The organism is Bradyrhizobium sp. Leo114, assembly GCF_055229415.2.
Genome location: NZ_JBUYEN020000006.1, coordinates 119,837 through 145,308 on the forward strand (window position 1 = coordinate 119,837; position 25,472 = coordinate 145,308).

The 25,472-nt window shown below is 62.4% G+C and carries 23 protein-coding genes and 1 pseudogene; 19 read left to right on the forward strand and 5 right to left on the reverse strand.

Features of this window, described 5'->3' with window-relative positions:
* Positions 1 to 9 precede the first annotated feature (9 nt).
* From ACZIRK_RS09490 to ACZIRK_RS09510, 5 genes and pseudogenes are all read right to left on the reverse strand, one after another.
* Positions 10 to 852, reverse strand: coding sequence for a carbohydrate ABC transporter permease (locus ACZIRK_RS09490; protein WP_463327238.1), 843 nt, complete (start codon positions 850 to 852; stop codon positions 10 to 12).
* Positions 849 to 1,781, reverse strand: coding sequence for a carbohydrate ABC transporter permease (locus tag ACZIRK_RS09495; protein ID WP_456641189.1), 933 nt, complete (start codon positions 1,779 to 1,781; stop codon positions 849 to 851). Before ACZIRK_RS09495 ends, ACZIRK_RS09490 begins: the two co-directional genes overlap by 4 nt.
* A complete protein-coding gene (locus tag ACZIRK_RS09500; protein WP_463327239.1) occupies positions 1,778 to 2,893 on the reverse strand; it encodes an ABC transporter ATP-binding protein in 1,116 nt (371 codons plus the stop codon). The genes ACZIRK_RS09495 and ACZIRK_RS09500 overlap by 4 nt, the downstream gene beginning before the upstream one ends.
* A complete protein-coding gene (locus ACZIRK_RS09505; protein WP_463327240.1) occupies positions 2,886 to 4,166 on the reverse strand; it encodes an alkaline phosphatase family protein in 1,281 nt (426 codons plus the stop codon). The genes ACZIRK_RS09500 and ACZIRK_RS09505 overlap by 8 nt, the downstream gene beginning before the upstream one ends.
* A gap of 366 nt (positions 4,167 to 4,532) precedes the next feature.
* Positions 4,533 to 5,440: pseudogene (locus ACZIRK_RS09510) on the reverse strand (LysR family transcriptional regulator).
* A gap of 91 nt (positions 5,441 to 5,531) precedes the next feature.
* On the opposite strand from ACZIRK_RS09510, the gene ACZIRK_RS09515 reads away from it, so the two are divergent.
* The 19 genes from ACZIRK_RS09515 (at position 5,532) to ACZIRK_RS09605 (ending at position 25,437) form a co-directional block, all read left to right on the forward strand.
* On the forward strand, positions 5,532 to 6,509 hold the full coding sequence (locus ACZIRK_RS09515) for a Bug family tripartite tricarboxylate transporter substrate binding protein (protein WP_456641185.1): 978 nt from the start codon (positions 5,532 to 5,534) through the stop codon (positions 6,507 to 6,509).
* Between the two features lie 26 nt (positions 6,510 to 6,535).
* Positions 6,536 to 8,533 carry a hydantoinase/oxoprolinase family protein gene (locus tag ACZIRK_RS09520; RefSeq protein WP_463327241.1) on the forward strand — a complete coding sequence of 666 codons (1,998 nt, stop codon included), beginning with the start codon at positions 6,536 to 6,538 and terminating at the stop codon, positions 8,531 to 8,533.
* Positions 8,533 to 10,215, forward strand: a complete 1,683-nt coding sequence (locus ACZIRK_RS09525) for a hydantoinase B/oxoprolinase family protein (protein WP_463327242.1) — start codon at positions 8,533 to 8,535, stop codon at positions 10,213 to 10,215. Before ACZIRK_RS09520 ends, ACZIRK_RS09525 begins: the two co-directional genes overlap by 1 nt.
* A 14-nt stretch (positions 10,216 to 10,229) precedes the next feature.
* Entirely contained in the window at positions 10,230 to 10,904 is a 675-nt protein-coding gene (locus ACZIRK_RS09530; protein ID WP_130222778.1) for an FMN-binding negative transcriptional regulator, read from the forward strand.
* Positions 10,905 to 11,221: 317 nt separating this feature from the next.
* A complete protein-coding gene (locus tag ACZIRK_RS09535) occupies positions 11,222 to 11,956 on the forward strand; it encodes an aspartate/glutamate racemase family protein (RefSeq protein ID WP_028161985.1) in 735 nt (244 codons plus the stop codon).
* A 64-nt stretch (positions 11,957 to 12,020) separates the two neighbouring features.
* Positions 12,021 to 12,875 (forward strand): VOC family protein, encoded by an 855-nt coding sequence (locus ACZIRK_RS09540; RefSeq protein WP_463327243.1) that lies wholly within the window; start codon positions 12,021 to 12,023, stop codon positions 12,873 to 12,875.
* The gene (locus tag ACZIRK_RS09545) at positions 12,872 to 13,984 is read left to right on the forward strand and encodes a M14 family metallopeptidase (protein ID WP_463327244.1); all 1,113 of its coding nucleotides are present in this window, start codon (positions 12,872 to 12,874) and stop codon (positions 13,982 to 13,984) included. Before ACZIRK_RS09540 ends, ACZIRK_RS09545 begins: the two co-directional genes overlap by 4 nt.
* A gap of 18 nt (positions 13,985 to 14,002) precedes the next feature.
* Positions 14,003 to 15,016: a quinone oxidoreductase family protein gene (locus tag ACZIRK_RS09550; RefSeq protein WP_463327245.1), complete on the forward strand. Its 1,014-nt coding sequence runs from the start codon at positions 14,003 to 14,005 to the stop codon at positions 15,014 to 15,016.
* On the forward strand, positions 15,013 to 15,447 hold the full coding sequence (locus tag ACZIRK_RS09555; protein ID WP_463327246.1) for a PaaI family thioesterase: 435 nt from the start codon (positions 15,013 to 15,015) through the stop codon (positions 15,445 to 15,447). Before ACZIRK_RS09550 ends, ACZIRK_RS09555 begins: the two co-directional genes overlap by 4 nt.
* Positions 15,448 to 15,515: 68 nt before the next feature.
* A complete protein-coding gene (locus ACZIRK_RS09560; protein ID WP_463327247.1) occupies positions 15,516 to 17,120 on the forward strand; it encodes an ABC transporter substrate-binding protein in 1,605 nt (534 codons plus the stop codon).
* 16 nt (positions 17,121 to 17,136) lie between these two features.
* Positions 17,137 to 18,105 carry an ABC transporter permease gene (locus ACZIRK_RS09565; RefSeq protein ID WP_456641177.1) on the forward strand — a complete coding sequence of 323 codons (969 nt, stop codon included), beginning with the start codon at positions 17,137 to 17,139 and terminating at the stop codon, positions 18,103 to 18,105.
* A 4-nt stretch (positions 18,106 to 18,109) separates the two neighbouring features.
* Positions 18,110 to 18,955 carry an ABC transporter permease gene (locus ACZIRK_RS09570; protein ID WP_463327248.1) on the forward strand — a complete coding sequence of 282 codons (846 nt, stop codon included), beginning with the start codon at positions 18,110 to 18,112 and terminating at the stop codon, positions 18,953 to 18,955.
* Between the two features lies 1 nt (position 18,956).
* Positions 18,957 to 19,973, forward strand: a complete 1,017-nt coding sequence (locus ACZIRK_RS09575; RefSeq protein ID WP_130222792.1) for an ABC transporter ATP-binding protein — start codon at positions 18,957 to 18,959, stop codon at positions 19,971 to 19,973.
* Positions 19,951 to 20,940 carry an ABC transporter ATP-binding protein gene (locus ACZIRK_RS09580; protein WP_463327249.1) on the forward strand — a complete coding sequence of 330 codons (990 nt, stop codon included), beginning with the start codon at positions 19,951 to 19,953 and terminating at the stop codon, positions 20,938 to 20,940. Before ACZIRK_RS09575 ends, ACZIRK_RS09580 begins: the two co-directional genes overlap by 23 nt.
* Positions 20,941 to 20,966: 26 nt before the next feature.
* The gene (locus tag ACZIRK_RS09585) at positions 20,967 to 22,478 is read left to right on the forward strand and encodes a class I adenylate-forming enzyme family protein (RefSeq protein WP_463327250.1); all 1,512 of its coding nucleotides are present in this window, start codon (positions 20,967 to 20,969) and stop codon (positions 22,476 to 22,478) included.
* Positions 22,475 to 23,236, forward strand: coding sequence for an SDR family NAD(P)-dependent oxidoreductase (locus tag ACZIRK_RS09590; protein ID WP_463327251.1), 762 nt, complete (start codon positions 22,475 to 22,477; stop codon positions 23,234 to 23,236). The genes ACZIRK_RS09585 and ACZIRK_RS09590 overlap by 4 nt, the downstream gene beginning before the upstream one ends.
* Before the next feature lie 250 nt (positions 23,237 to 23,486).
* Positions 23,487 to 23,951: an Lrp/AsnC family transcriptional regulator gene (locus tag ACZIRK_RS09595; RefSeq protein WP_130222800.1), complete on the forward strand. Its 465-nt coding sequence runs from the start codon at positions 23,487 to 23,489 to the stop codon at positions 23,949 to 23,951.
* Between the two features lie 323 nt (positions 23,952 to 24,274).
* Complete coding sequence (locus tag ACZIRK_RS09600; protein WP_051396486.1) at positions 24,275 to 24,925, forward strand: STN domain-containing protein; 651 nt, start codon at positions 24,275 to 24,277, stop codon at positions 24,923 to 24,925.
* Positions 24,922 to 25,437 (forward strand): RNA polymerase sigma factor, encoded by a 516-nt coding sequence (locus tag ACZIRK_RS09605; RefSeq protein WP_474417747.1) that lies wholly within the window; start codon positions 24,922 to 24,924, stop codon positions 25,435 to 25,437. The genes ACZIRK_RS09600 and ACZIRK_RS09605 overlap by 4 nt, the downstream gene beginning before the upstream one ends.
* Positions 25,438 to 25,472: the final 35 nt, after the last annotated feature.

Here is a 25,472-nt window from a genome sequence, read left to right on the forward strand (position 1 = left end):
GTCCTTTAGTTACTTCATGGCGGTGGTCGCCAGCCCGTCGATGAAGCGGCGCTGGGCGAAGAGGAAAGCGAGCAGCAGCGGGGCGACGATGATCGTGGCGCCGGCCATCAGTGCGCCGAGGAATTGGCCGGCCTCGTCATCGCGGAACAGGAGAATGCCTAGCGCCGGTGTCGAGATTTCTTCGCTCCGCACGGCGATGAGTGGCCAGAACAAGTCATTCCAGTGGGCCACTACCGAGAAGATGCCGAAGGCGGCGAGCGCGGGGGCACTCATGGGCATCATAATGCGCCAGATGATCTCGAACTCACCGAGCCCATCGAGCCGGGCGGCGTGGATGATCTCGTCGGGGATGGATCGGAAGAACTGGCGCAGCAGGAAGATACCGAAGGCAGAGATGATCCAGGGAAGAATGAGAGCCGCGTAGGTGTCGAGCAGCCCGAAGACGTAGAGGAGGACAAAATGGGGAATAGCCAGTGCCTGCGGCGGCACGAGAAGCCCAACCAGCACTGCAGAAAACAAAGTGTCACGTCCGCGGAAGCGCAGCTTGGCAAGGGCGTAGGCGCATGGCACGCAGATCACGAGCTGCAGCGCGAAGATGACCGCGCAGACGAAGACGCCATTGAGCAGGAAGCGGAGCATCGGCGCTGCGGTCAGCGCAACGCGATAGTTCTCGACGCCGTGGAAGGTTTGGGGCCAAAGATGGAAGTCGGGTTGAAAGATTTCGTCCGGTGGCTTCAGGGATAAGCTGACCATCCATACGAAAGGCAGCAACGCGAATGCTGCGGAAGCGACGAGCAAGACGTGGCGCGCGATGCGACCTGTGAGCCGGCGTCGGGGGCGGTGTGCACTCATGAATAGTGCACCCGGCGTTCGATGAACCGCGCCTGGGCAATCGTGAGGGCGATCACGATAGCAAGGTAGACCACCGTCAGGGCCGCGCCGTATCCGGTGCGCAGATAGTCGAAGCTTTCGGAATAGAGCCGATTCAGTAGAACCTCGGAGGCGTAATTCGGACCGCCCTGGGTGAGCACGCGCACGCTATCGAACACCTCAAAGGCGCGGCTTGCGGTGAGGACGATGACGAACATAGTGACCGGCCCCAACATGGGGAGAGTCACGATGCGCAGCCGGTCAAAGAGGCCGTCCGCGCCATCGACTGCAGCGGCATCGTAGAGCTGCTGGGGCACCGCCTTCAGGCCGGAGACAAAGAGCACCATGGCGAAGCCAAAACCCTGCCAAATGCCAATAAGGGCGACGGCGAGGAGCGCGGTGTGCTCGTCCCGCAGCCAATTGATGCCGGTCATGCCGAATACGGCGAGCGTCCGGTTGACCAGGCCGATGCTGGGATGAAGCATGGTGCCCCACACCACGGCCATGGCCGACATGGTGGACATGACTGGCAGAAAGTGCACCGCGCGATAGAAGCCGCGCAGGCCAGGGCTCGCTTCGATGAGCAGAGCTGTGGCAAGGCCAAGCCCCACCGTCCCCGGCACCACGATAGCCACATAGATGCAGGTGTTGATCAGGGCCTTCCAAAAGGGCGGGTCCGCCCACAACGCAGCAAAATTCTCGGTACCGACGAAACGGAAGGTGCTGGCGCCCAATTGCCAGTCGGTGAAAGAGAACAGGATCACCGCCGCGGCCGGGCCAAAGAGCAGGCAGATGAGCAGGATCAAGGCCGGCGAGACGGCGAGCCAGCCGACGGTGGCCTCTGCAGCCTGATGCTGCCGACGACGGGCAGCCGGGCGAGCACGGCGGTGGGCCAAGGCCATCACGCTCATGCTGCCACCTGCTCGATATCGCCGCAGCGTCTGCCAGCCTCATCGAACTGCATCAGTCGCGCGGCATCGACCTTGAGCCCAACCGCGCAGCCGAGCGAAAGGCGTGGTTCGTCGGGTGCGGTGCGGATCACGACGGTTTCCGAGCCGTCGCGGAGCGCCACATGCACGAAGATATCCGAGCCAAGATTTTCAAGATCCGTCACGGTGCCACCGGGCAGGCCAGCGGTTGGCGTGGTCAGGACGGCTGCTTCAGGACGAAATGCGAGGTGCTTGGTCTGCGGTGCAAGGGCTGCCGACAGAATCGGTCGATCGTCCGCCCAATGGCCGCGAGCGACCACGTTGATCTTGGGGCTGCCGATCATCTCGGCCACCCTCAGATCCTGCGGGTCGCGATAGAGCTCGTCTGGAGGGCCCACCTGGAGCAGCTCGCCGCCGATCACCACGGCCACGCGGTCCGCCATCGTCATGGCCTCCGACTGGTCGTGCGTAACATAAACGAAGGTGACGCCGAGGCGGCGGTGCAGCGCGGTGATTTCCGCGCGCATCTGCACTCTGAGCTTGGCGTCGAGATTGGATAGCGGCTCGTCCATCAGAAAGACGGTGGGATGCCGCACCATTGCGCGCCCGAGGGCGACGCGCTGGCGTTGGCCGCCGGAAAGCTGGCCGGGCTTGCGGTGGAGCAAATGGGCCACGTCGAGCATGGCGGCGGCCTGCTCCACCTCCACGCGAATGGTTTTTTCGATGCCGGTGCGACCCGGCAGCAGCCGTCCGATCAGCGGCAGGCGCTGTGCGAAGGAGAGTCTCCGCGTGCGCAATGGCAGCGCGATATTGTCGAATACGGTGAGATGGGGATAGAGGGCGTAGGACTGAAACACCATGGCGACGTCGCGGTCCTTTGGACGGGCACCATCCACGGTCCGGCCGCCCACGCTCACCTCGCCAGCGTCTTGATCTTCGAGCCCGGCGATGATCCGCAGCAAGGTGGACTTGCCGCAGCCGGACGGTCCCACCAGGGTCAGGAATTCTCCGTCCTGAATCTTCAGGGAGACGCCCTTCAGGACCGGCACCTCGCCATAGCGCTTCTCGATGGCGCGCAGCTCGATCTCAGCCACAGCCGCCTCGCTGCAGCGCGTTGCCGTCTGTGCCGGAGCCGGGCAGACCGAGATGAGCAAGAATGGTCGGCGCGATGTCGATAACCGAGGCTGCTTTGGAGCGCACCGCTCCGGCCAAGAAGCCCGGACCTGAGATCATCAGGAAAGGGGACTGCTCTGCAGCCCCAAGCCCACCGTGCTGACCTGCGCCGATGACATCTTCCTTGCCTTCGGAACGCTTGGCGGCAAAGCTTGTCCCGACGATGCCGAAAGCGTTGGGAGCCTCGGTCTCGCGCATGGAGACGGCACAGGCGAGTCCGTTGTCGGTGGACTGCCCAATACGGTGCAACTCGGCCCCGGTCAGTACGGTGCCGGCCCAATCTTGGCCGGCCAGGAAGCTTGCGATCGCCGCCTCGCGCCCGGCGGCGTCCGGGTGAAGATAGATCAGTGCCGAAGTGCCGTTGGAGGCGACCACCACCTCGTCGGAATCGAGACTTCCCTTGAGGCCCGCGGCGACCAGCTCGGCCTCGATGTGGATGACGCCGCTCACGGTTTGATGACCGTGATCGGATCCAAGGAGAAAGAGCACATCCTCACGGTCGGGCAATTGCGCCACAGCGTCCATGACGCGCTTCGCGTTCCGATCGGCTTCCGTCAGGACCGCCAGATGTTCGGGCGAGCCCAGCGGCAGTGCGTGCTGGGACGAGTCGGGTTCGCCCAGCCACATCAGAGTGAGGGCTGGAGGACCCGCGGCCAGCACAGTTTCCGCAATGAAACGCTCGGTCATGGCTCGATCGCCAGCCACGTCCAGGCTCACGCGAAGCTGCTCAGCTTCGGGCAGGGGAATGCGGCCTCGCCCGAACGAGCCGGCGCGATGATAGATGCGTCCGTGGCCGTCGGGATCGTGAGCATAGGCCGCACCAGGCGACACGTTGCTGAAGATCACCGCACCACCGTGCTCACGCAGCCGCTCGGCAAGAGTCGGAATGCCAAGGGACCGTCCGGTGACACGTCTTTTGTGCTGGAGAAAATCCGGCCGCCCCGCATCGTGACGCACAAGGCGGCCGTCTTCAACGAGGACCATGGTGTTGCCCTGGAGCCCGTGGTGCGCCGGCAGGCAGCCGGTGGCGAGGCTGGCGGAGACCACGCGCGTGCATGAAGGAAAGACCGTGCTGTAGTCTGAGAATTGCTCGGCGTGCGCGGCGAAGGCGGCTACGTGCGGCGTAGTCTCGGGACTGATGAGGTCCCGGCGCAAGCCGTCGAGGATGACGAGGATGGCGCGGCGCACGTTCATGCATCCACGTCGTTGAGCGGCACGAAAGAGGCGCGACATTCGCGCAGTAGCCGTGCTGGGTCGCTGGTGCGACCGGCTTTCAACCGATGTTTGGCCATCTTTGGCCGCTCGGGCCACGCGCGGAGTTTTCCGTTTACGTCCTGAGCAAGCCGGATCGGCGTCGGTTCACCACTTTGCATGTCGTTCCATCGTTTGCGCCTGAGAGGAGGCGACTCCTAATGGAGGTCGACGACACTTTTGTGACTTATGAGGTACATTTGTTCCGAGCGCCGAATTGCGATGTGGAGCGTGTCGCAGGGAGACGGATGTGCCGGACCAGGCAACTCGACGTGGCGCCCGGACCAATTGTTTAAGACTACGTTCGCCCTAGGTGCGCTTGCGCGTGATCGAAGGCTCTTCGAAGTCTGTCCGGCGGATCTCGTTGAAGAGTGCTTCAGCGGCTGCCGATAATGTGCGACCGCGCCGACGGATCAGATAGATCGGACGAGAGATCCGTGGCGCTTGCAGAACTCTGACGCCAAGTGTCGGACGCTCGAACTGGTGGAGGCTAAGCGACGGAACTATTGTGATGCCCAGACCCGCTCCACCATGCCGGCAAGCGTCGCCATGTAATTCGCTTCGAGATGGGCTTTTAGTTTCACGCGATCAAAGGCGGCATCGAGAGCGCGGCGAACACTACTGTTGCGTGTCAGGTGAATAAACGGATACGACGCGATGTCAGCGGCAGCGATCTTCTTTTTCGCCAGCAATTCATGGTCTTTGCGGCACACGAGGTAGAAGTGATCGGTTGCCACGACCTGCCCGTCCAAGTCCTCTGCACCGTCAAGTGTCGACAGGGCAAAGTCAACGTCGCCGTTGCGCACCAATGATACGCACGTCTCCGCTATTGCATCGGTCAGCGACAACTGAACGTTTGGATGCCGGGTTGCAAACCGTGATAGTATTTTCGGCATCCAACCGGCAGAGACCGATGGCAGTGCCGCGATCGACACCCGGCCCCGGCGGCGCGCCGCCCGGTCGCGGAAAATCTGAATAACGTCGGACAAATCCGCGTGCAACTGATGAGCGAAAGGCTCGAAGACCTCACCATCGGGAGTCATTTCGACCCTGCGTGTGGTCCGGTCGAACAGTTTGGCTCCTAACGCGTGTTCGAGCGACGAAATGCGGGTGCTGAACGCCGACTGCGACAGCCCGCATCGCGCGGCCGCCCGGGTGAAGTTTTTTTCCTGAGCGAGGGTGAGGAAGATATGGAGATCCTGGCTCGTTATATTCATAGAATCGATCAATCATTATGATCTTTCGATTTATCAGATTTGTGGCCCGCAAGTAAGCTTCCTTCACAAATCGTAGGGAGCAGGGGTCACCATGGTCGGACTGTCTCGCAGGTCGTGGTTGGGCGGTGTGGGTGCGCTGTCCCTGGCCGCGTCGTGGCCCAGGAGATCGTGGGCGAACGATAAATTTCCGTCACGGCCTGTCACGCTGATCGTTCCGTTTCCGGCCGGCGGAACGGCCGATACCACATTCCGTGTACTGGCGACTGCCGCGGCAGGGCACCTCGGCCAGCCGATCGTCGTGGAAAACCGTCCAGGGGCCAGTGCCACGCTCGGTGCGGTTGCGATGCTGTCGGCGTCGCCCGATGGCTACCGTATCGCGGTCACTCATTCGGCGGTTCTGCGCGTCCAGCTCATGCAGAAGACGCCCTATGACGCGTTGCAGGATTTCACGCCGATCATCCAGATCGGCGCTTTCAACGTCGGCATGGTCGTTCGCCAGGATTCACCGTTCAAGACCTGGGGCGACTTTATCGCCGAGGCCCGCAAGCGGCCCGAGGAAGTCAACTATGGGACGAACGGTCCGGCGACCGCGCAGAACCTCGCGATGGTCCAGGTCGCCGACATCGAGAAGATCAAGCTGATCCATGTGCCGTTCAAAGGAGACTCCGAGGGCATCGCCGCCTTGCTCGGCGCCCACATCGACGCCCACGCGGGCGGCACGATCCTCGGCGATCTGGTCGACAACGGGCAGGCGCGCTGGCTCGCGGTCTTCTCTGACGAGCGGTTGAAGCGTTGGCCTGACGCGCCGACCCTCTACGATCTCGGCTACGATGTCACCGCAGCGAGTCCGAACGGCTTGATTGGTCCAAAGGGAATGCCACAGGAGGTGGTCCAGCGGCTGCACGACGCGTTCAAACTGGCGCTTTTTGATCCGCAACATGTCGCGATCCAGGAAAAGTACGGGCAGTCGATCCAATATCGAGATGGCGCCGATTTTGGCGAGGTGATCAGGAAGAACTTCGAGATCGAACGCGAGAAGATCCGCCGCGCCGGCCTTCTGCGGTCTTGAGCGACTTCAAATCCAACGGGTGAAGAATGCAGGTTGGCGTCGAAATTGGCGGGACATTTACGGACCTCGTCTGGGTGGACGAGAAAGGCGTAGTCTCCGTCGGCAAGGTTCCATCGACACCGAGCCAGGTCCACAAGGCAGTTGAGAACGCGGTCGATCAGGCTGCCGTGCGGTTAAAGGAGGTAACGCGCTTCTCGCACGGCTCGACGATCGCCACCAACGCGCTGATCACGCGGCGCGGCGCGCGCACCGGGCTTCTTACCACCAAAGGCTTTCGCGACATCACCGAAATCGGCCTGCACGATCGCGTCGGCAACATCTATACGGCTTTCTATCACAAACCCCGCGCACCGGTAGAGCGGCGCTTCATCCGCGAGATCCCTGAACGCATCGACGGGCGCGGCAATGTGGTCGAGGCCCTCGATGAAGAGGTGGCACAACAGGAAATCCAGTTCCTCCTCGACAGCGGCGTGACGTCGATTGCGATCTGCCTGTTGCACGCCTACCGCAATGGCGTTCACGAGGATCGTTTGCGCGAACTCATTCTCTCGATGAGCCCCACAACGCGCGTCGGCTGTTCGAGCCGCGTATCGCCTGAATTCCGTGAATACGAGCGCACCGTGACGACGGTGGTCAATTCCTTCGTCTCCCCGGTGGTCGTTGACTACGTCGATCGGCTGGATCGCGGTTTGACCGATCGCGGCTGCAGCAGCGGCTTGCAGATCATGCAGTCGAATGGCGGCATCATGCCGGCGGAAGCGGCGGGCGACAACGCCGTGCGCATGCTGCTGTCGGGGCCGGCCGCAGGAGTTCAGGCCGCCGCATGGTTCGCACGCCGCAACGGCATCAAAGACATCATCACGATCGATATGGGGGGTACCAGCACGGATGTGGCGGTCGCGCCGATGTTGGAGCCGCGGGTCGTACAAGAGCTTATGGTCGACGACCTGCCGATCCGCACGACCGCGCTTGACATGGTCACGGTCGGCGCCGGCGGCGGTAGCATCGCGGCGCTTGATTCCGGCGGCTTCCTCAATGTCGGGCCGGCCAGTGCAGGAGCCGAACCAGGACCGGCATGCTACGGCCGCGGCGCCAAGCTGCCGACCGTGACAGACGCGCAGTTGATCGCCGGACTGCTCCGGCCATCGCACTTCTTTGCAGGCAAGATGAAGCTCGATGTCGGGGCCGCGAAAAATGCATTCGCGTCGCTGAAGGTGCCGGGCGACCTCAGGCATAAGGCAGATGCCGTGTTGCAGATGGTCAACAGCAACATGGCGGCGGCGGTTCGTCTTGTCTCGACCGCGCGGGGGATCGATCCGCGTGACTTCACGCTCGTGGCTTATGGCGGTGGCGGCCCGCTGCACGCCGCGACAGTGGCGGACGAGGTCGGCATGAACCGCGTTCTTGTTCCGTGGTCGCCGGGCATCACCAGCGCTTTCGGCCTGCTGATCGCCGACCTCAAAGTCGACTTCATCAAGGCGAGATTGCAGCCCTTGACCGCCGAAACGCTCGCCGAGATCGGCGTAGCCGATCTGGCCGCGACATGTGACGGCTATGCCGCGGGCCTCGGCTTGGCCGCCGGCAGCTACGACGTCCAAATGGGACTCGATCTGCGCTACGTGGGCCAGGGATTCGAGTTGACGGTCTGGACGGACGTGGCACGGGCAAGCCCGTCGGATTTGCGTGCCATTTTCGAGAGCCTGCACCGCGCGCGCTACGGCTACACGCGATCGAACCTGCCGGTTCAGATCGTCAATGCGCGGGCGCGGCTTACCCGCAAGAACAAGCTCAACGTTGTTACTCCCAAGGGAGATCCTGGTCGGAACGGTACGCGCGAGACGTGCGACATCGTCCTACAGGGCAAATCCATTACCGCGACCTTCATGGATCGTTCTGACCTTGATTTCGGCGAGACAATCACGGGCCCGGTTATTGTCGAAGAGCCAACGACCACGACACTGGTGCCACCGGGCTGGATGGCGCGCTGCTGCGAGAGCGGCGATCTGCTGCTGGAGAAAAAGTGATGTTCGGCGAACAGACCAAGCTCGCGATTCTCGCCAACGCGATCCGTGCAATCGCGAACGAGATGGGCGCGATTCTTGTCCGCTCTGCGTTCTCGACCATCGTTCGCGAAGCCCGCGACTGCTCGACCGCGATCCTTGACGCGCGCGGCAACGTGGTGTCGCAGGCCGAAATGATCCCCATCCACAATGGCGGGTTGAGCGAAGCGTTCAGGGCGTCGGTCGCGCAACTCGACATCTCCGGGATCGGGCCCAACTCCGCGATCCTGCTCAACGATCCCTATGCCGGCGGCCAGCATCTCAACGACTTCATCATCTTCCAGCCGGTGTTCGCCGATGAGGTCCTGATCGGATGGGTCGGCAATACGGCGCATCATCTCGACGTCGGAGGCGGCGGCGCCGGAATCAACATTGATGCGACCGAATTGCTGCAGGAAGGCATTGTCATTCCGCCGCTGCTGATCGATGTCGAAAGGGACCTGATGGGCGGCGCGATCGACCGCCTGATCTTCGCCAACGTTCGGACGCCAGAAGTCGGCCGCGGCGACTTCTACGCTCAGATTGCCGCCAATCGGACCGGCATAGAGCGTCTCCAGCAACTCGCCAAACGTCACGGATACGATCTGGTGGTCCGCGCGATGGCAGAGACGCTCGATTATACGGAGCGCCGCATGCGGGCGGCCATCGCGACGATTCCGAACGGAACGTGGACCGGCGAGGCCTGGATCGACGCGGACGTACGTGGCGATACTCCGCTAAAGGTCGTTGCGACCGTTACGGTCGGTGACGGTGCCATGGTGCTGGACTTCGCCGGTACGGCGCCGGAGGTGCACAGCATGTTCAACAGCTCGAAATCCTCGTCGATCGCTGCGGCGATCTCGGCTGTTCGCTGCCTGCTTGCTGACAAGGACATTCCGGCCAACGATGCCTGCAATCGTCTGATTGATATCGGACTGCCCGAGGGCACGATCGTCAATCCGACGCCCGGCCGACCGGTGCGTGCCCGCATCGCCGTGTCCTATCGCGTGCTTGATGCGATACATGAGGCGCTCGGAAAGGCGATTCCGGATCGCGTTCCCGCGCAGGGCTTCAATTCCACCACCGGCCTTTACCTCGTGCAGGAGCGGCCGAACGGCGGCACCCGCATCTACGCGGACGTGCTTGGCGGCGGCTATGGCGGTGCGCCGGACTACGACGGCGCGCACGCCCTCGCCGGCGTCTTGTCGTCGAGTCGCAATACGCCGATCGAGTCGATTGAGCAGATCCACCCTCATATCCGCATGCTGCGTTATGGCCTTGTTCCGAATTCCGGTGGCGCGGGGGAATGGCGCGGTGGTCTAGGCTTTACGCGCGCCATCCAGGTGCTGGAGGATAACGTCGTCCTCAGCTACTACTCGGAGCACTTCCTCTATCCGGCACGCGGCAGGATGGGCGGTGCCGATGGAGCCCTCGCATCGTTGAAGGTGATCCGTGGCAAAGACGTCATCGACTTGCCAACCACCGCGGTCATGACCCTGCAGAAAGGGGATATCGTTCAGCTCACCGTCGGCGGCGGCGCCGGCTGGGGCGATCCTGCGAAGCGCCCGGTCGAACTCGTTGAGCGTGACCTCGAGCAGGGGCTGATCACCACGGAGTTTGCGATAAGACATTACCCTCAGGCTTTCAAGCCCGCGCACGTTGCCTGACGGGAGGGTCTCGCATGTTCTACCGTCCCGAACGCACTCTGACGACCGACGCTGCTGCTATCGACCTTATGTCGGAGCTCGGCTTCGCGCTTCTGGTTTCGACCGAAAACGGTGAGTTGCATTTCTCCCACATCCCGGTGCTGGTTGATGTGAAACACGGTGCGGTAACCCACATCCGCGGTCATGTCGCGCGCGCCAACGAGCATTGGAAATCTCTGGAGCGCCAGCCGAAGGCGGTGTTCGTCTTCAACGGCCCGAATGCGTACGTGTCGGCTCAGTGGTACACGAAGGAATGTCCGGCGGCGCCGAGCTGGTCGTATGCGGTGGTCCATGCCCATGGTGACGTCCGCCTGCTCGACCGCGCTGGGCTCGATCAGGTTGTCGATGACCTGGTGCGTGTCAATGAAAGCCGCTTTCCCACCCAGTGGTCGATCGCGGACTACAGCCCGCAGCGCCGCGCCGCCTTGATGCCGCACATCGTTGGGTTCTCGATGGCAGTGACGCGGCTCGAACCCAAATTCAACATCAAGCGGCACTACAGTGACGCCGACAAGCGCGGCGCCATCGCGGGGCTCATCGAGACCGGCAAGGATGATGCCCGACAGATCGCGGGACTGATGGCTGAGACGCTCTCGGTGCAGGGTGATCGCCCGGCTAACGACATTCTTGACAATTATTCAAAGGGCTAGTGCCGAGCTCGCCCTGAACGACCACGGGTCCGTCGCCAACGACTAAGCCTCGACGAGCAGACGGAAGAACCGTCGATCAATCCGTACGGAAGACAGGTTGTCGCGCTGAGGACAACGAATAGCGAATAATGAGTCCCGCAGCATGTCCAACTCGGGACGCCCCAAGATTGTGAAATCCTATTCCAGAATTCGCTCGAACTATGAAGTCTATTTTCAGCTCGAAGCTCCTATAAGTCCTCGATACGCAACCGAATTGCGCAACGGCGTTGCTAGTCTTTCCACAAGGCAGAAATGTCGCGTGGAGCGAGCAACAGGAAATGCGAACGATTGGCTTGATCGGCGGAATGAGTTGGGAGAGTACCGCCGTCTATTATCGACGGCTCAATGAACAGGTCCGAACCCGGTTGGGCGGGCTTCACTCCGCCGAAATCCTGATGAGGTCGGTCGATTTCGATGCCATCGTCAATCTGCAGAAGCAGGGACGCTGGGACGAAGCGTGCAGGATTCTTGCAAATATCGCCCGCGAGCTGGAGGAGGGCGGCGCCGGCTGCCTCCTGATCTGCACCAACACCATGCACAAGCTCGCGGACGAGGTGCAGCGGGCGGTATCGATCCCGCTGTTGCATATCGCCGACGTTACCGCCAGCGCGATCAAGGCCGGCGGATGCAAGCGCCCGTTGCTGCTCGCGACACGCTACACCATGGAACAGGACTTTTATGTGCAGCGGCTGCGCGAGCAGTTTGCGCTCGATCCGATCATTCCCGACGAAACAGATCGCATCGCCGTCCATGACATCATCTTCGATGAGCTATGCCAAGGCGTCGTCAGCGAGCGGTCGCGCCGCCGCTACCTCGATGTTATCGCGCGCGGAAAGTTAAACGGTGCCGACAGCGTGATCCTCGGTTGTACCGAAATCTGTCTGTTGGTCGGACCGCAACACATTGATCTTCCAGTGTTCGACTCGACGATGCTGCACGCCGACGCTGCCGTGGATTTCTCCATGACGAAACAAGCGTCTCATCCGCGTGCAGCGCAGGGAATGAAATCCTGAAGTGGCACCGATCTTGCCTGAAAATCAGCGAGCCGCGAGTAGGTTTGGTAAGGAAGTGAGTGAAATGGCTCTGACTATCGATGCAGTGAAGCCCGTTCTCGATCACGCCGTCATTAATGTGATGGGGAAGCTCGACGAGGCGGCCGCGCAATATGACCGGCTCGGCTTCAAACTGACGGAACGTGGTCATCATTCGCTCGGCTCGAGCAATAACCTCGCGATCTTTGGCGAGAACTACCTGGAACTGCTCGGATATCTGCCGGGGAACGAGACCAGGCGCGCCGACCTGTGGGCACATCCGCCCGGGTTGACCGGGCTGGTGTTCAAATCGGTCGACCCCGACCTTGTCTTTGCCGCCTTGAAACAGCGCGGCATTCCAGCGGAAGAGCCGATGAGCTTTTCGCGCCCGGTGTCGCTTGCGGGTGGTGCGCAGGACGCGCGCTTCAGGGTGGTTCGCGTCAGCGGCGAAGAGGTGCAAAACGGCCGCACCTTCTTCTGCCACCACGATACTCCGGAACTGGTCTACCGACCGGAATGGCGTGCGCACCCGAACGGTGCCACCGACATCGTCGAATTCGTCATCGCGTCGAAAGCGCCGTCGCGCACCGCTGCACTGTATGAGCGAATGTTCGGCGTGCCTTTGCTCACTGAGGTGCCTGGCGGCGTATTGTTCCGCGCCGGGACCGCCACCATCCGTGTGCTGGAGCCATCGGCGGTTGCCGAACGCTATGCCGACGCGGCGCTGGTGAGCGAGAACGGCTCGGATCGCATGGTCGCACTGATGTTCAAGGTGCCTTCGCTCGAGGCTCCGCGGACGGTGTTCGAGAGGTCGGGGATCGGTTACCGGCCCTACGCCGACGGGATCATCGTCAGCCATGCGGATGCCGCCAACGTGGCACTCGGATTCACGGTGCCATGATGACCGATTTCACCGAGAGCTTTGCCCTGGACTATCCGGGCGCTTGCGCCAAATTCCGCGCGACTGCGGCGGAACTGGGCGGCGTGCTTTCCGAATATCGTCATCCGGCCCTGAGGACGCCTGACGGCCAGGATCTCGTGGTCGACGTCGCGCGGCTCGGCGATGCCGCCGCCCCGTCGCAGCTGATCGTGATCAGCGGCACGCACGGCCTTGAAGGTCTCAGCGGCTCGGCGGCGCAGGTTGCGTGGATGAAGAATGCCCCGGCGCGCGCGCTGCCGCTTGGTGTCTCCGTGTTGCTGGTGCATGCGATCAATCCCTATGGTTTCGCGTGGGGCACCCGCACGACCGAGAATAACGTCGATCTCAATCGGAATTTTGTCGATCACGAGGCGCCGCATCCGTCCAATCCCGGCTACGCAACGCTGTATCCGGATCTGGTCCCGGATGATTGGACGCCCGCGGCCCTTCAAGCCTATGCCGCAGCGCTCGATCGTTTTCGTGCTGCCCATGGCGATGACGCATTGTTCAATGTGTTGGCGAGCGGGCAGTATGACTTCCCCAATGGCAACAATTTCGGCGGCACCGCGCGCGAGTGGTCGAATGTTACGCTGGAGAAGATCGTCGCCGATCACCTCGGTCAGGCCGAGCGCGTCGGCTTCATCGATTGGCATACCGGTATCGGGGGCTGGGGCGAATCGTTCTTCCTCTGCTTCAACGACGAAAACGGACCGCTGCATGCCGAGGCCGTGCGCTGGTGGGGCAAGGACCGGATCATCGGCCAGCGACCGCACAACATGGCGCGGCCGAACTATCAAGGGCTGGTGTTCCACGGCCTGACGAAATTCCTTGGCCGCCGGCCGATGGTCGGCGCCGTCGTCGAGTTCGGCACCCGCGGCGTCCATGTCCGGCGCGCGCTGCAACTCGATCTCTGGCTCAAGTTCAAGGCCGAACGCGACAGCGAACGGGTGCGGCTTTTGAGAGCCGATCTTCACGACTGCTACGTGCCGGTATCGGCCAATTGGCGCGAGCAGACCACCGAACAAGCGATCTCGATAACTCAACAGGCGATCGACGGACTGGCGACCTGGTCGCTTGCCGCGGCGGCCTAACACGGAGCTGATGACAAGATGCGTGCCGTAATCCTTCGCGAACATGGTGACAACGACAAGCTTCAATTCGTGCCGGATTATCCAACGCCGAAGGCGGCGGAGGGTGATGTCGTCGTGCGGGTCAAGGCTTCCTCGATTAACTACCACGATGTGTTCACCCGCCGCGGCATGCCCGGCATCAAGGTGCCGCTGCCGGTCATCATCGGCCTCGACGTGGTCGGTGAGATCACGGAGCTCGGCGCGGGCGTTACCGGCTGGAAGGTCGGCGATCGCGTGCTGATTGATCCGGTCAACCGCGTCGAGGGCGGCCTGATGGGCGAGACACAGGACGGGGGCCTCGCGGAATATTGCCGCGCCAAGGCGCACCAATTGGTCAAGATTCCCGACAATGTCGGCTTCGAGCAGGCGGCGGCGCTGCCGGTGGCTTACGGCACGGCGATCCGCATGATGAACACGATCGGCAAGATCAAGCCGGGCGAAAAAGTACTGATCCTCGGCGCGAGCGGTGGTGTCGGCGTCTGCTGCGTGCAACTCGCTAAACTGGCGGGCGCCTATGTAATCGCTTGTGCTGGCAGCGAGGAGAAGGGGCGGCGGCTCAAGGAGCTCGGCGCCGACGAAATCATTCTCTACACGCAGACCGATTTCATGAAGGCAGTCTTCGAGCGCCACGGCAAGCCGCATCGCCGCCGTTTCGTCGAAGGCGGCGGCGTCGACGTCGTCGTCAATTTTACCGGGGGCGACACCTGGGTGAAGTCGCTTCGCTGCCTGAAGCTGGGGGGGCGTCTGCTGACCTGTGGCGCCACGGCCGGGTATGCGCCGACCGAGGACATCCGTTTCATATGGACCTTCGAGCTGCAGGTCCTCGGCTCCAACGGCTGGGAGCGCGAGGACATCGAAAAGCTGTTCGATCTGGTGCAGGCGGGCAAGCTGCAGGTCCTGATCGACAAGTCCTATCCGCTCGAACAGGCCAAGGAAGCCGTACGCGTGATCGAAGATCGGGCGGTGTTCGGCAAAGTCGTGGTGACGCCGTGAGCAAGACAGAAGTCACGACCCTTACGGCCGCCGACATCCAGAAGATGCTGGATGTCTCGCCGTTCAATCTGTTCCTCGGCCTGACCGTCATTGACGCCGATCCGGTCAAGCAGGAAGTCACCATGCGCTCGGCGATGCGTCCGGAATTCGAGCGTCGTCCCGGCTCGAAGCAGTGGCACGGCGGCGTCATCGCTTCTGTCATCGACACTATCGGCGATTTTGCCGTTGGCATGATGGTCGGACGGGGCCTGCCGACCGTCAATTTCCGCGTCGACTATCTCAAGCCTGCGGTCGATACGGCGCTGGTTGCAGTGTCACGCGTGCGCCGCGCCGGCAAGAGCGTCGGCGTCGCTGATGTCGACGTGTTCGACGAGAAAGGCTCACTGCTCGCGATCGGAAGGGGCACCTATTCGACGCTGGATGCAAAGTAACAGCGGGAACGGGGCAAACGGGCGGCTGCAATAAGAGCCCGTTCGACGCAATCATAGAGGGCTACACGATGAGCAGGTTTTCGAGACGCGACTTTCTGATAACCACGGCGGGTGCGGCGCTCGCATCAGGCATGGCCGGACCTGCGCTGGCTGGGCTCGAAACGCCAAAGCGTGGCGGCACACTGATCGGTACCTGGGGCGGCTTTGAGCCGCAATCCCTGTTCGTGCCGCCGGGCGGCGGCTCAAGTCCATACTTCACCTCGACCAAGGTGCTGGAGCGTCTGATCCGCTTGACGGTCGATCTGAAGTTCGAGCCGGTGCTGGCCGTCGACATCAAGCCATCGGCCGACTTCAAGAGCTATACGATCAAGCTGCGCGAGGGCGTCACCTGGCATGACGGCAACCCCTTCACTGCCGAGGATGTCGTTTTCAACGCGATGCAGTATTGGAAGCCGATCTCGGCCGGCGTCTCGCTCGACGCCCTCGAAGGCGCTGAGGCCACCGACCCGCTCACGGTGGTGCTGAAGTTCAAGACGCCGGTCCCGGAGTTCTTCCTTAAATCCGTGCTCGCCGGCAAATCCGGCTTGGTGATCCCGAAGCATATCTATGCCGGCAGCAACATCATCACCAATCCGAGCAACAACGCGCCTATCGGTACCGGCCCGTTCAAAGTCAAGGAATGGGTGCGTGGCAGCCATGTCGAGTATTTGCGCAACGAGAAATACTGGAATCCGGGACTGCCGTATCTCGACCGCCTGGTCATCCGCTGGTGGCGCGATCCGGCGTCACGGGCGGCTGCCTTCGAGGCGGGGCAACTCGATATCGGCACCTTCAATCCGATCCCGATGCCGGATATCGCGCGGCTCACCTCCGGCGGCAAGTTCATTGCCGAGACCAAGGGTTATTCGAACTCGGCCTGGGTGACGACGATCGAGTTCAACCAGCGCCGCGAGATATTCAAGAATCGGGAGGTGCGGCAGGCCCTGATGCAGGCCATCGACCGGCAGTTCATCGCCGATACGGTGTTCTTCGGCCGCGCCCGTCCTTCGATCGGCGCGGTGGCGAGCTCGAATTCCATCTTCTTCACCAAGGACGTCCAGGACTATCCGTTCGACGTCAAGAAAGCAGGGATGATTCTGGATGCTGCAGGTTTCCCGGTGAAGGGCGGCTCGCGCTTCAAGCTCAGCCTGGTCTCGGCCGGCTGGTTCGAGGAGAACATCAAGATCGGCCAGTATGTGAAGCAGGCGTTCGAGGACCTCGATATCACCGTGGATCTCGCGGTGCCGGATCGCGCCACCTCGCTCAAACGAATCTACAGCGACTACGACTATGACGTCGCGATCTCCAACAGTTCCGGGAGCGTCGAACTGATCCCGAGCACGACGCAATATTACACCACCGACGGCATCGTGAAGGGCGCCGCGTTCCGCAACGCGACCGGCTATTCCAATCCGAAGCTCGATGAGATCGTCTCCAACATGACGGTCGAGACCGATGAGCCGAAGCGCGTCGCGCTGGCCAAGGATTTCGATCGCCTGGCCACGATAGAAGCTCCGCTGCTTCCGATGGTCGATCTGGAGCCGGTGACGATCGTCCGATCGGACGTCCGCAATCATTCCGCTACCGCCGACTTCATGGGGGAAAGCTGGGCCGAACTCTGGCTCGATCGCTAGATAAGGGAGCATCGACTTGAACCGCATCGTGCTTCGCCGATTGGCTCAGGTAATCCCGCTAGTCCTGGCGGTGATCGTGCTCAACTTTGTGCTGATCCATCTCGCGCCGGGCAGCCTGTTCGACGTCATGACTGCCGAGCAGCAGATCTCCGATCCGGCGATGCTGGATCAGCTCCGTCACACCTACGGCGTCGACCAACCGACCTGGGTACAGCTCGCGAAGTATATCTGGTCGGTGATGCGGCTCGATCTCGGCTTCTCCTACCGGCAGAATGCGCCGGTCCTCAACGTGATCATGGACCAGCTGCCGGCCACCGTGATCCTGATGCTGGCGGCTACTTCGGTGGCACTGCTGGTGGGCGTCACGGCGGGCGTGCTGGCGTCCGTCAAGGTCAACACGATCTGGGACAATTTGATCTCGCTTGCCGCAGTGTTCTTCTTCGCCGCGCCAAGCTTCTGGCTCGGCATCATGATGACGGTGCTGTTCGCAGTCAAACTCGGCTGGTTTCCGGTCGGAGGCATGCGGACGATCGGAGCCGGCAACGGCGCGTTCGCCGATGCGCTCGATGTCATGCACCACCTAGTGCTCCCGGCGACGGCGCTCGGGTTGTTCTATGCCGCAACCTATGCGCGGGTGATGCGGGCCTCGATGCTGGAGGTGTTCCGGCTCGACTTCGTCCGCACCGCGCGCGCCAAGGGGCTCTCGCCGGCACGCGTTGTGCTCGCGCATGTCATGCGCAACGCGTTGCTTCCGATCGTGACGCTGCTCGGCCTGCAGCTCGGCACCATCCTGGGCGGCTCCGTCGTGATCGAGGCTGTGTTCAGTTGGCCTGGCATCGGCAGCCTGCTGTTCGACAGCGTGATGAGCCGGAATTTTCCGATGGTGCTTGGCGTACTCGTGCTTGGCTCGCTGCTCGTGGCCGTCGCCAACGCAACCGTTGACTTGCTCTATCTGCGGCTCGACCCGCGCATCCGGGCGAGGTAGGCGGATGCTTAATCTCGCGATCGATTTCGCCCGCCGTTTCGCGCGCAACCGCGCCGCGCTGATCGGTCTTCTGCTGGTCATTGTCGTGGTCGGCGTCGCCCTGGCGGCGCCCTGGTTGTTTCCGCGCAATCCCTTGCGCATCGTCGGCCGTCCCGAGATCTGGCCCTTTGTCAATTCGCGCTACCCGTTGGGCACCGACTCGCTTGGCCGGGACATCGCGGCGATGATCGCCTACGGCGCGCGCACGACGCTGTTGATCGGGCTGTGCGCCAGCCTCACGGCGACACTGATCGGCATCACGGTCGGCGCCACCGCCGCCTATTTCGGCGGCTGGATCGACGAAATGCTGATGCGTTTCACCGAGCTGTTCCAGACCATTCCGAATTTGATTTTCGTGCTGACCATCGTCTCGATTCTCGGCCAGAAGATTGAATATGTCACGGTCGCTGTCGGCATCGTCACATGGACTCCAATTGCGCGACTGACGCGGGCGGAATTTTTGGCGCTGCGCGATCGCGAGTTCGTTCAGGCCTGCCGTGCCATGGGCATGGGAAACTTGCGCATCATGCTTCGCGAGATCCTGCCGAATGCGCTGCCGCCGGTGATCGTGCTGTCTTCGCTCGTGATAGCCGGCGCCGTGTTGTTCGAATCCGCAGTGTCGTTCCTCGGGCTCGGCGATCCCAACGTCTCAAGCTGGGGGCGGCTGATCGGCGATGGCCGGACCCTGATCCGCACCTCCTGGTACATCTGCGCGGTGCCGGGCCTTGCAATCATGATCACGGTGCTGGCGCTCAACCTGGTTGGCGATGGTCTCAACGATGCGCTTAATCCGAAACTCAGGGATCGTTGACATGGCGGCTGGCAACGGCCCGGTTCTCGAGATCGAGCGGCTGAGCGTGTCGTTGTTCACGCGCCGCGGCGTGCTGCCGGCGGTGGATGGGCTGTCGTTGACGGTCGCGGCGGGCGAGACGGTAGCGATCGTCGGCGAATCTGGCTGCGGCAAATCGCTGACGGCGCTCGCGGTCATGCAGCTGTTGCCATATCCACCGGCAAAGATCGTCGGCGGCAGCGTCCGTTTCATGGGCCGCGAGCTGACGTCCTTGTCCGATCGCGAGATGCGGCGGGTCCGCGGCAAGGACATCTCGATGATCTTTCAGGATCCGATGACCTCGCTCAATCCGGTCACCACCGTCGGCGACCAGTTGATCGAGGCGATCCGGTGGCACAATGACGTCTCGCGCGCCGAAGCGCACACCCGCGCCGTCGAATTGCTGCGCCAGGTGCGCATCCCCGATGCCGAGCGACGGCTGAACGATTTTCCGCATCAGATGTCCGGCGGAATGAGCCAGCGCGTCATGATCGCAATGGCGATCGCCTGCGGGCCGAAGCTTCTGATCGCCGATGAGCCGACCACGGCGCTCGACGTGACGATCCAGGCGCAAATCCTTGCCTTGCTCAAGGAATTGCAAGCGAGTTCGGGCATGGGGCTGATCATCATCACGCACGACCTCGGCGTCGTGGCCGAGACCGCCGACCGCGTTGTGGTGATGTATGCCGGCCGCAAGGTCGAGGAGGCGCCGGTGGAGGCGCTATTCGAACGGCCGCTGCATCGCTACACCCGCGGCTTGCTTGGCGCCACGCCTTCGGCGACGCGCCGGGGCGGCACGCGGCTTGCGGAGATCGGGGGCAGCGTGCCGCCGCTGTCGGATCTGCCGGCCGGCTGCGCCTTCCAGAACCGCTGTCCCGACGCATTCGATCGTTGCGGTGCGGAGAGGCCCGGCCTGATGCCGCTATTGCCGGGGCGCACCGCCGCGTGTTTCGCCGCCGAAGAGGAGCTGTCGCGACATGCCGCCGTTGTGCGTACTTAGCCTTTGCGTTCAGTACCAGACCGCGCAGGGCACTGTGCGCGCAGTCGACGACGTCAGCTTTGAGCTCGAAGACGGAGAAACCGTCGGCTTGGTCGGCGAATCCGGTTGCGGCAAGTCGACGCTTGGCAAGGCAATCATGCGGCTGGTGCCGAGCTCCGACGGCCGCGTCGTGCTTGATGGGCAGGACATCACGAGCATGCCGAACGCGCAGCTCAAATCCGTGCGCAAGAACATGCAGATGATCTTTCAGGATCCCTATGGCTCGCTCAATCCGCGCCACGACGTCGGGACCATCATTGGCCAACCACTCAGCGTCGCCGGCTGGTCACGCCGTGACATCCGCGATCGTGTTACCGAGCTGATCAGGCAGGTCGGCCTGCCGGCGGATGCCGAGCGCCGCTATCCGCACGAGTTCTCCGGCGGCCAGCGGCAGCGCGTCGGTATTGCGCGTGCGCTCGCGTTGCGGCCGAAAATCGTCATCTGCGACGAGCCGGTATCGGCGCTGGACGTCTCCGTCCGTGCGCAGGTGATCAATCTGCTGCAGGACTTGCAGCAGCAGACCGGCGTGTCCTTTCTCTTCATCTCCCATGATCTCTCCGTAGTCGAGCATATCTCCGATCGGCTGATCGTGATGTATCTCGGCCGCATCGTCGAAAGCGGCAGCGGTGAAGAGATTTGGCGGCAGCCGGCGCATCCTTACACTCTTGCCCTGCTGGCGGCGGCGCCGATCGCCGATCCACGATTGGCGCGCGGCCGCGCCAAGCAGGTCTTGCAGGGCGAATTGCCGAGCCCGCTCAATCCACCCCAAGGCTGCAGCTTCCATGAGCGCTGCCCGATGGCGCGCGAGCGCTGCGGCAAAGAGCGGCCGCTGCTGCGGAAGGTGTCCGGCGGCCGAATGGTGGCCTGCCATTACGACTTGCTTGAGCAGCCCGCCGAACTGCCGCGGGTGGTGAGTGTGGCCAGTTAGCTGATACGAAGGACGGAGTTCTGCCGATGCGTTGGCGCAATCTGGGCGATCTGATCGATCGCAGGGGCAATCTGGACAAGGAAGCGATCATCGATCTCGCTTTGCCCGGTGATCCGAGAATCTATACCCACCGGCAGATAGATCAGCTCGCCAACGGCGTCGCAAAGTACCTGACAGACCGCGGATTTTCCCGCGGCACTCATATCGCCATCCTGTCATTCAATCGCGCCGAATATGTCGCGGCCTATTTCGGCATCATGCGGGCGGGCTGTATCGCAGTGCCCGTCAATATCAAGGTCGCGCGCGACACCATCGACTATGTGATTGATGACGCCAAGATCGCGCTCGCCTTTGTCGACGCTGCGAACCGCCCTCAGGTGCGCGAGGGCATTCCGGTGATTGACTTCGACGACGCCGGCCCGAACGGTTTTGCCGCAAGCATAAAGCCCTTCGAGTCCTTCGACAGTGTCGTGGCCGGACCGGACGAAGTGGGCCAGATGCTCTACACCTCCGGTTCGACCGGCCGGCCGAAAGGCGTACCGTTGTCGCATCTCGGTCAGCTCTGGGCGCTCTCCACCCGAACCAGCGGCGCGCTCAACGAAAGCGAGCGCTACATCATCGCGCAGCCGCTGTTTCACATGAATGGGTTGTTTGCGACCAAGACAATCTTTGCGACCAACGCATCCGTGGTGCTGCTGCCATCGTTCGAGACCAGGAGCTATATCGAGGCGATCGCCAAATACAAGGCAACGGCGGCGACAGCCGTCCCCACCATGTGGGCGCGGGTGATCAAGGAGCGCGAGTTGCTGGCTCAGAACGACATCACATCGATCAGGCGATTGATGCTTGGCTCGGCGCCGATGACGATGGGTCTGTGGGACAAGATCAAGCAGGTCCTGCCGAACGTCACGCTCTCCATCGGCTACGGCACCACCGAAGCCGGGCCGGCAGTGTTTGGACCGCATCCGAAGGGCATTCCAACGCCGCCGCTCGCGCTCGGCTATCCCATCGATCTCGAGGCAGTCAAGCTCATCAATGGTACCGAGAATGAGGGTGTGCTGTTGATGCGCAATCCTGCGCTGATGGATCATTATCACAACCTGCCGCAGCAGACGGCGAAGGCGATCACCGACGGCTGGTATTACAGCGGCGACGTGATGCGTCGCGACGAGAACGGCTTCTACTATTTCGTCGGCCGTGCCGACGACATGTTCGTCTGCTCGGGCGAGAACGTCTATCCCGGCGAGGTCGAGAAGTTGCTGGAGCGTCATCCGCAGGTGCAGCAGGCGGTGGTGGTGCCGCTGCCGGACGAGGAGCGCAGTCAGGTCCCGGTCGCCTTCATCGTCACCCGCGCCGACGCCAAGCCGACCGTGGACGATATCCGGAAATTCACGATCGCCAATGGACCGGCCTATCAACATCCGCGCCGCATCGAATTCGTCAATGAATTGCCATGGGCCGGCACCAACAAGATCGACCGCAAATCGCTGATTGATCGCGCCCGCCAGCTCGAGGCGGCGAAAGGCTGGTCGGTGTGAGCGCGCTGGCAGGCAAGATTGCATTGGTCACCGGCGCCAGCCGCGGCATCGGGCAGGCGATCGCACTCAGGCTCGCCGGGGACGGTGCGATCGTTGCAGTTCATTATCACTCTGCCGAGGGTGCCGCGCTCGCTACCGTCGACGAGATTGTCGCTGCCGGTGGAGCTGCGTTTGCACTGCAGGCCGATCTGTCGGCGCGTGGCGGTGCTGTAGCTCTTGCCGCAAAGTTCACCGCGGAACTAACCGAGCGATACGGCAAGACGGCGTTCGATGTCCTCGTCAACAATGCTGGTGCCGGCAAGCGTGCGACGATCGAGGAGATCACGGAAGAAGACTTTGAGCTTCTGTTGGAGACCAACCTCAAATCGCCGTTCTTTCTGATCAAGGCTCTGCTGCCCCACTTGCGCGATGGTGGCCGCATCATCAACATTTCGTCGATGGGATCGCGCGCCGCTTATCCCGCCATGGCGGGCTATGCGCCGACAAAAGCGGGCCTGGAGGCGTTGAGCCGCCTGCTCGCTGTTCATCTCGGGGGGCGGCAAATCACGGTGAACTCCGTGATGCCGGGCGCCACTGCGACCGACATGAACGCGAATGCGCGCGACCCTGTCGCCAGCCGCGAAGTTGCCAATTCGATTGCGCTTGGGCGCGTCGGCCAGCCGGCCGATATCGCCAAAGTCGTCGCGTTCCTGGCGTCCGACGATTCTGGCTGGGTCACTGGCCAACAGATCGACGCCAGCGGCGGCCAGCGGCTGTAAGCCGCACTGCCGCCGGAACAGGCAAGGATTGGCCGCTTTAGCCGTCCGATGCCTCGCCTGGCGGGCTTTTCATCAGCAGATTTTCCATGAGGGGCCTGGCTCGTGGCAGGGAGGTTACACGCTGCCGCGAGATTGTACAGCGCTTGATGAAAGTTCATGCTAGCCGTGGCGTGTGTATGACAATAACGTTCTTCAAACAAGGTTCATGACAACCAAAATATTCTTTCCCCTCCTGGATTTGGAGGTTTGCATGCTCGACGACTTCGACCGCAAGATCTTGGCGACGCTGCAGGTGAATAGCAGCCTCTCAATGCAGGAGATTGCCGAGCGGGTCGGGTTGAGTTCGACGCCCTGCTGGCGGCGGATCCAGAAGCTTGAGAGCTCCGGCTACATCAAACGCCGGGTGGCGCTGTTGGACGCGGAAAAGCTGAACCTTGGCGTCAGCGTCTTCATCGCGGTCAAGACCAACCAGCACAATGCGGAATGGGCGCAGAAATTCCGGAAAATCGTCACGAGCTTTCCAGAGGTCGTGGATTTCTATCGCTTGAGCGGCGACGTCGATTATTTGATCCGAGCCGTCGTGTCTGACATTCGCGCCTATGACGATCTCTACCAGCGATTGATCGCAAAGATTGACCTGCACGACGTCTCATCGATGTTCACGATGGAGCAGATCAAGTCGACCACCGAATTGCCACTCGCGAATCTCGCGTGAGCGACTGAGGCGGGCACCCGCGTGTCTGGGCTGGATCGTCGAGGCGGATTAGGGGCTATGGCTGTCGTCAAACCGTAATATTACGTCACTAGCGTCCGCCGCGCGTTGGCTTGGGATGTGCGCTGACGCGCAATTTGGACCGTCGGCGGGCAGGTCGTAGCGCTGGGAAGCTGGAACGGCTGTCCTGATCTGCGTGGGCGGGGACAGTGGTGATGCTTCGATCGGCCCTAGCCGAACTCAGACCGGATCGCGCCAACCGTGTTGTCGTTACGTCGGCCAATAGGCGGCTGGCAGCTTGGGCATGCGCATTGGCCGTCGCGGGCATGGCTGCGGGTATCGACGTGGCCGCGGCTCAGACCAGGCCAGCGAATGCGCCGATCGAATTCAATATCCCCTCGCAACCACTCGCCGCCGCGCTCAATCGCTATGTCGATGCGACCGGACGCGACGCCCTCTACGACACGAGCCTTGCGGCCGGCCGCCTCTCCGGCGATGTCCAGGGCGTGTTTGCACCGGACGAGGCGCTCCGAAAGCTGTTGTCTGGCACCGGTTTGGCTGCCGAGTTCGTGGCCGAGACGACTTTCGTGCTGTTGCCGGAGCCACTCGCCACTCAGCAGGCGGCGCAGCAAACACGATCGCCAGAACATCGGCGTTACTATGGACAGATTCAGGCGAGCATTGCGGATGCTCTTTGCCGATCGGGCGGCGCGCGTCCCGGCAGCTATCGCTTCGCCACTGTGTTCTGGATCGCGCCAGACGGCACCGTCCAGAGATCCCAACGTATCGGGTCCACCGGCAAGCCTGACGCTGATGACCGGATTGATGCAACCTTGCGCAGCGTGCGCTTCGACGAGCCACCGCCGGCGGGCTTTCTGCAGCCGGTCTTGATCTTGATTGTGCCGCAAGGACCCGGCGTGGCGCAGGGGTGCGGCAAGGCCGATTCCAACCTCCGATCGGCTGGGACCCGGCCATGACCGAGACCGCCTTGACGATCATCCGCCGGCTGTTTGTCGATCGCTATGACGACCTCAAGGCGCGTTTGACTCAACGCCTCGGCTCGGCCGATCTCGCCGGCGATGCGATGCAGGATACATGGTTGCGCCTGTCGCGCGCGGAATCGATTGGCGCCGTACAAAGCCCGCGCAGCTATCTCTTCCGGATCGCGCTGAACGTGGCAGAGGATCGCCGCCGGATGGAGCGGCGTCAACGCATATCGGCGATCGAGATCGAAAGCCTGCTTGAGCTGCCCGATCATGCGCCGACGCCTGAGCAAACCATGTTGGCGCGGTCTGACCTGGAGGCGTTCGAGGCGATCGTCAACGAACTCCCCGAGCGGCGCCGGGTGATCTTTCTGGCGGCCCGGCTCGGCAATGTTCCCCGCCAGGAAATCGCCGACCGGCTCGGCATCTCCCGGCAGCTCGTTGCGAAAGAACTCCGGTTGGCACTCGAACATTGTCTGGCGCGCTATAAGGAATCGAAGGGTTGAGCGTGCACTTTCGGTCGCCGAGAATCGTCTTAGAG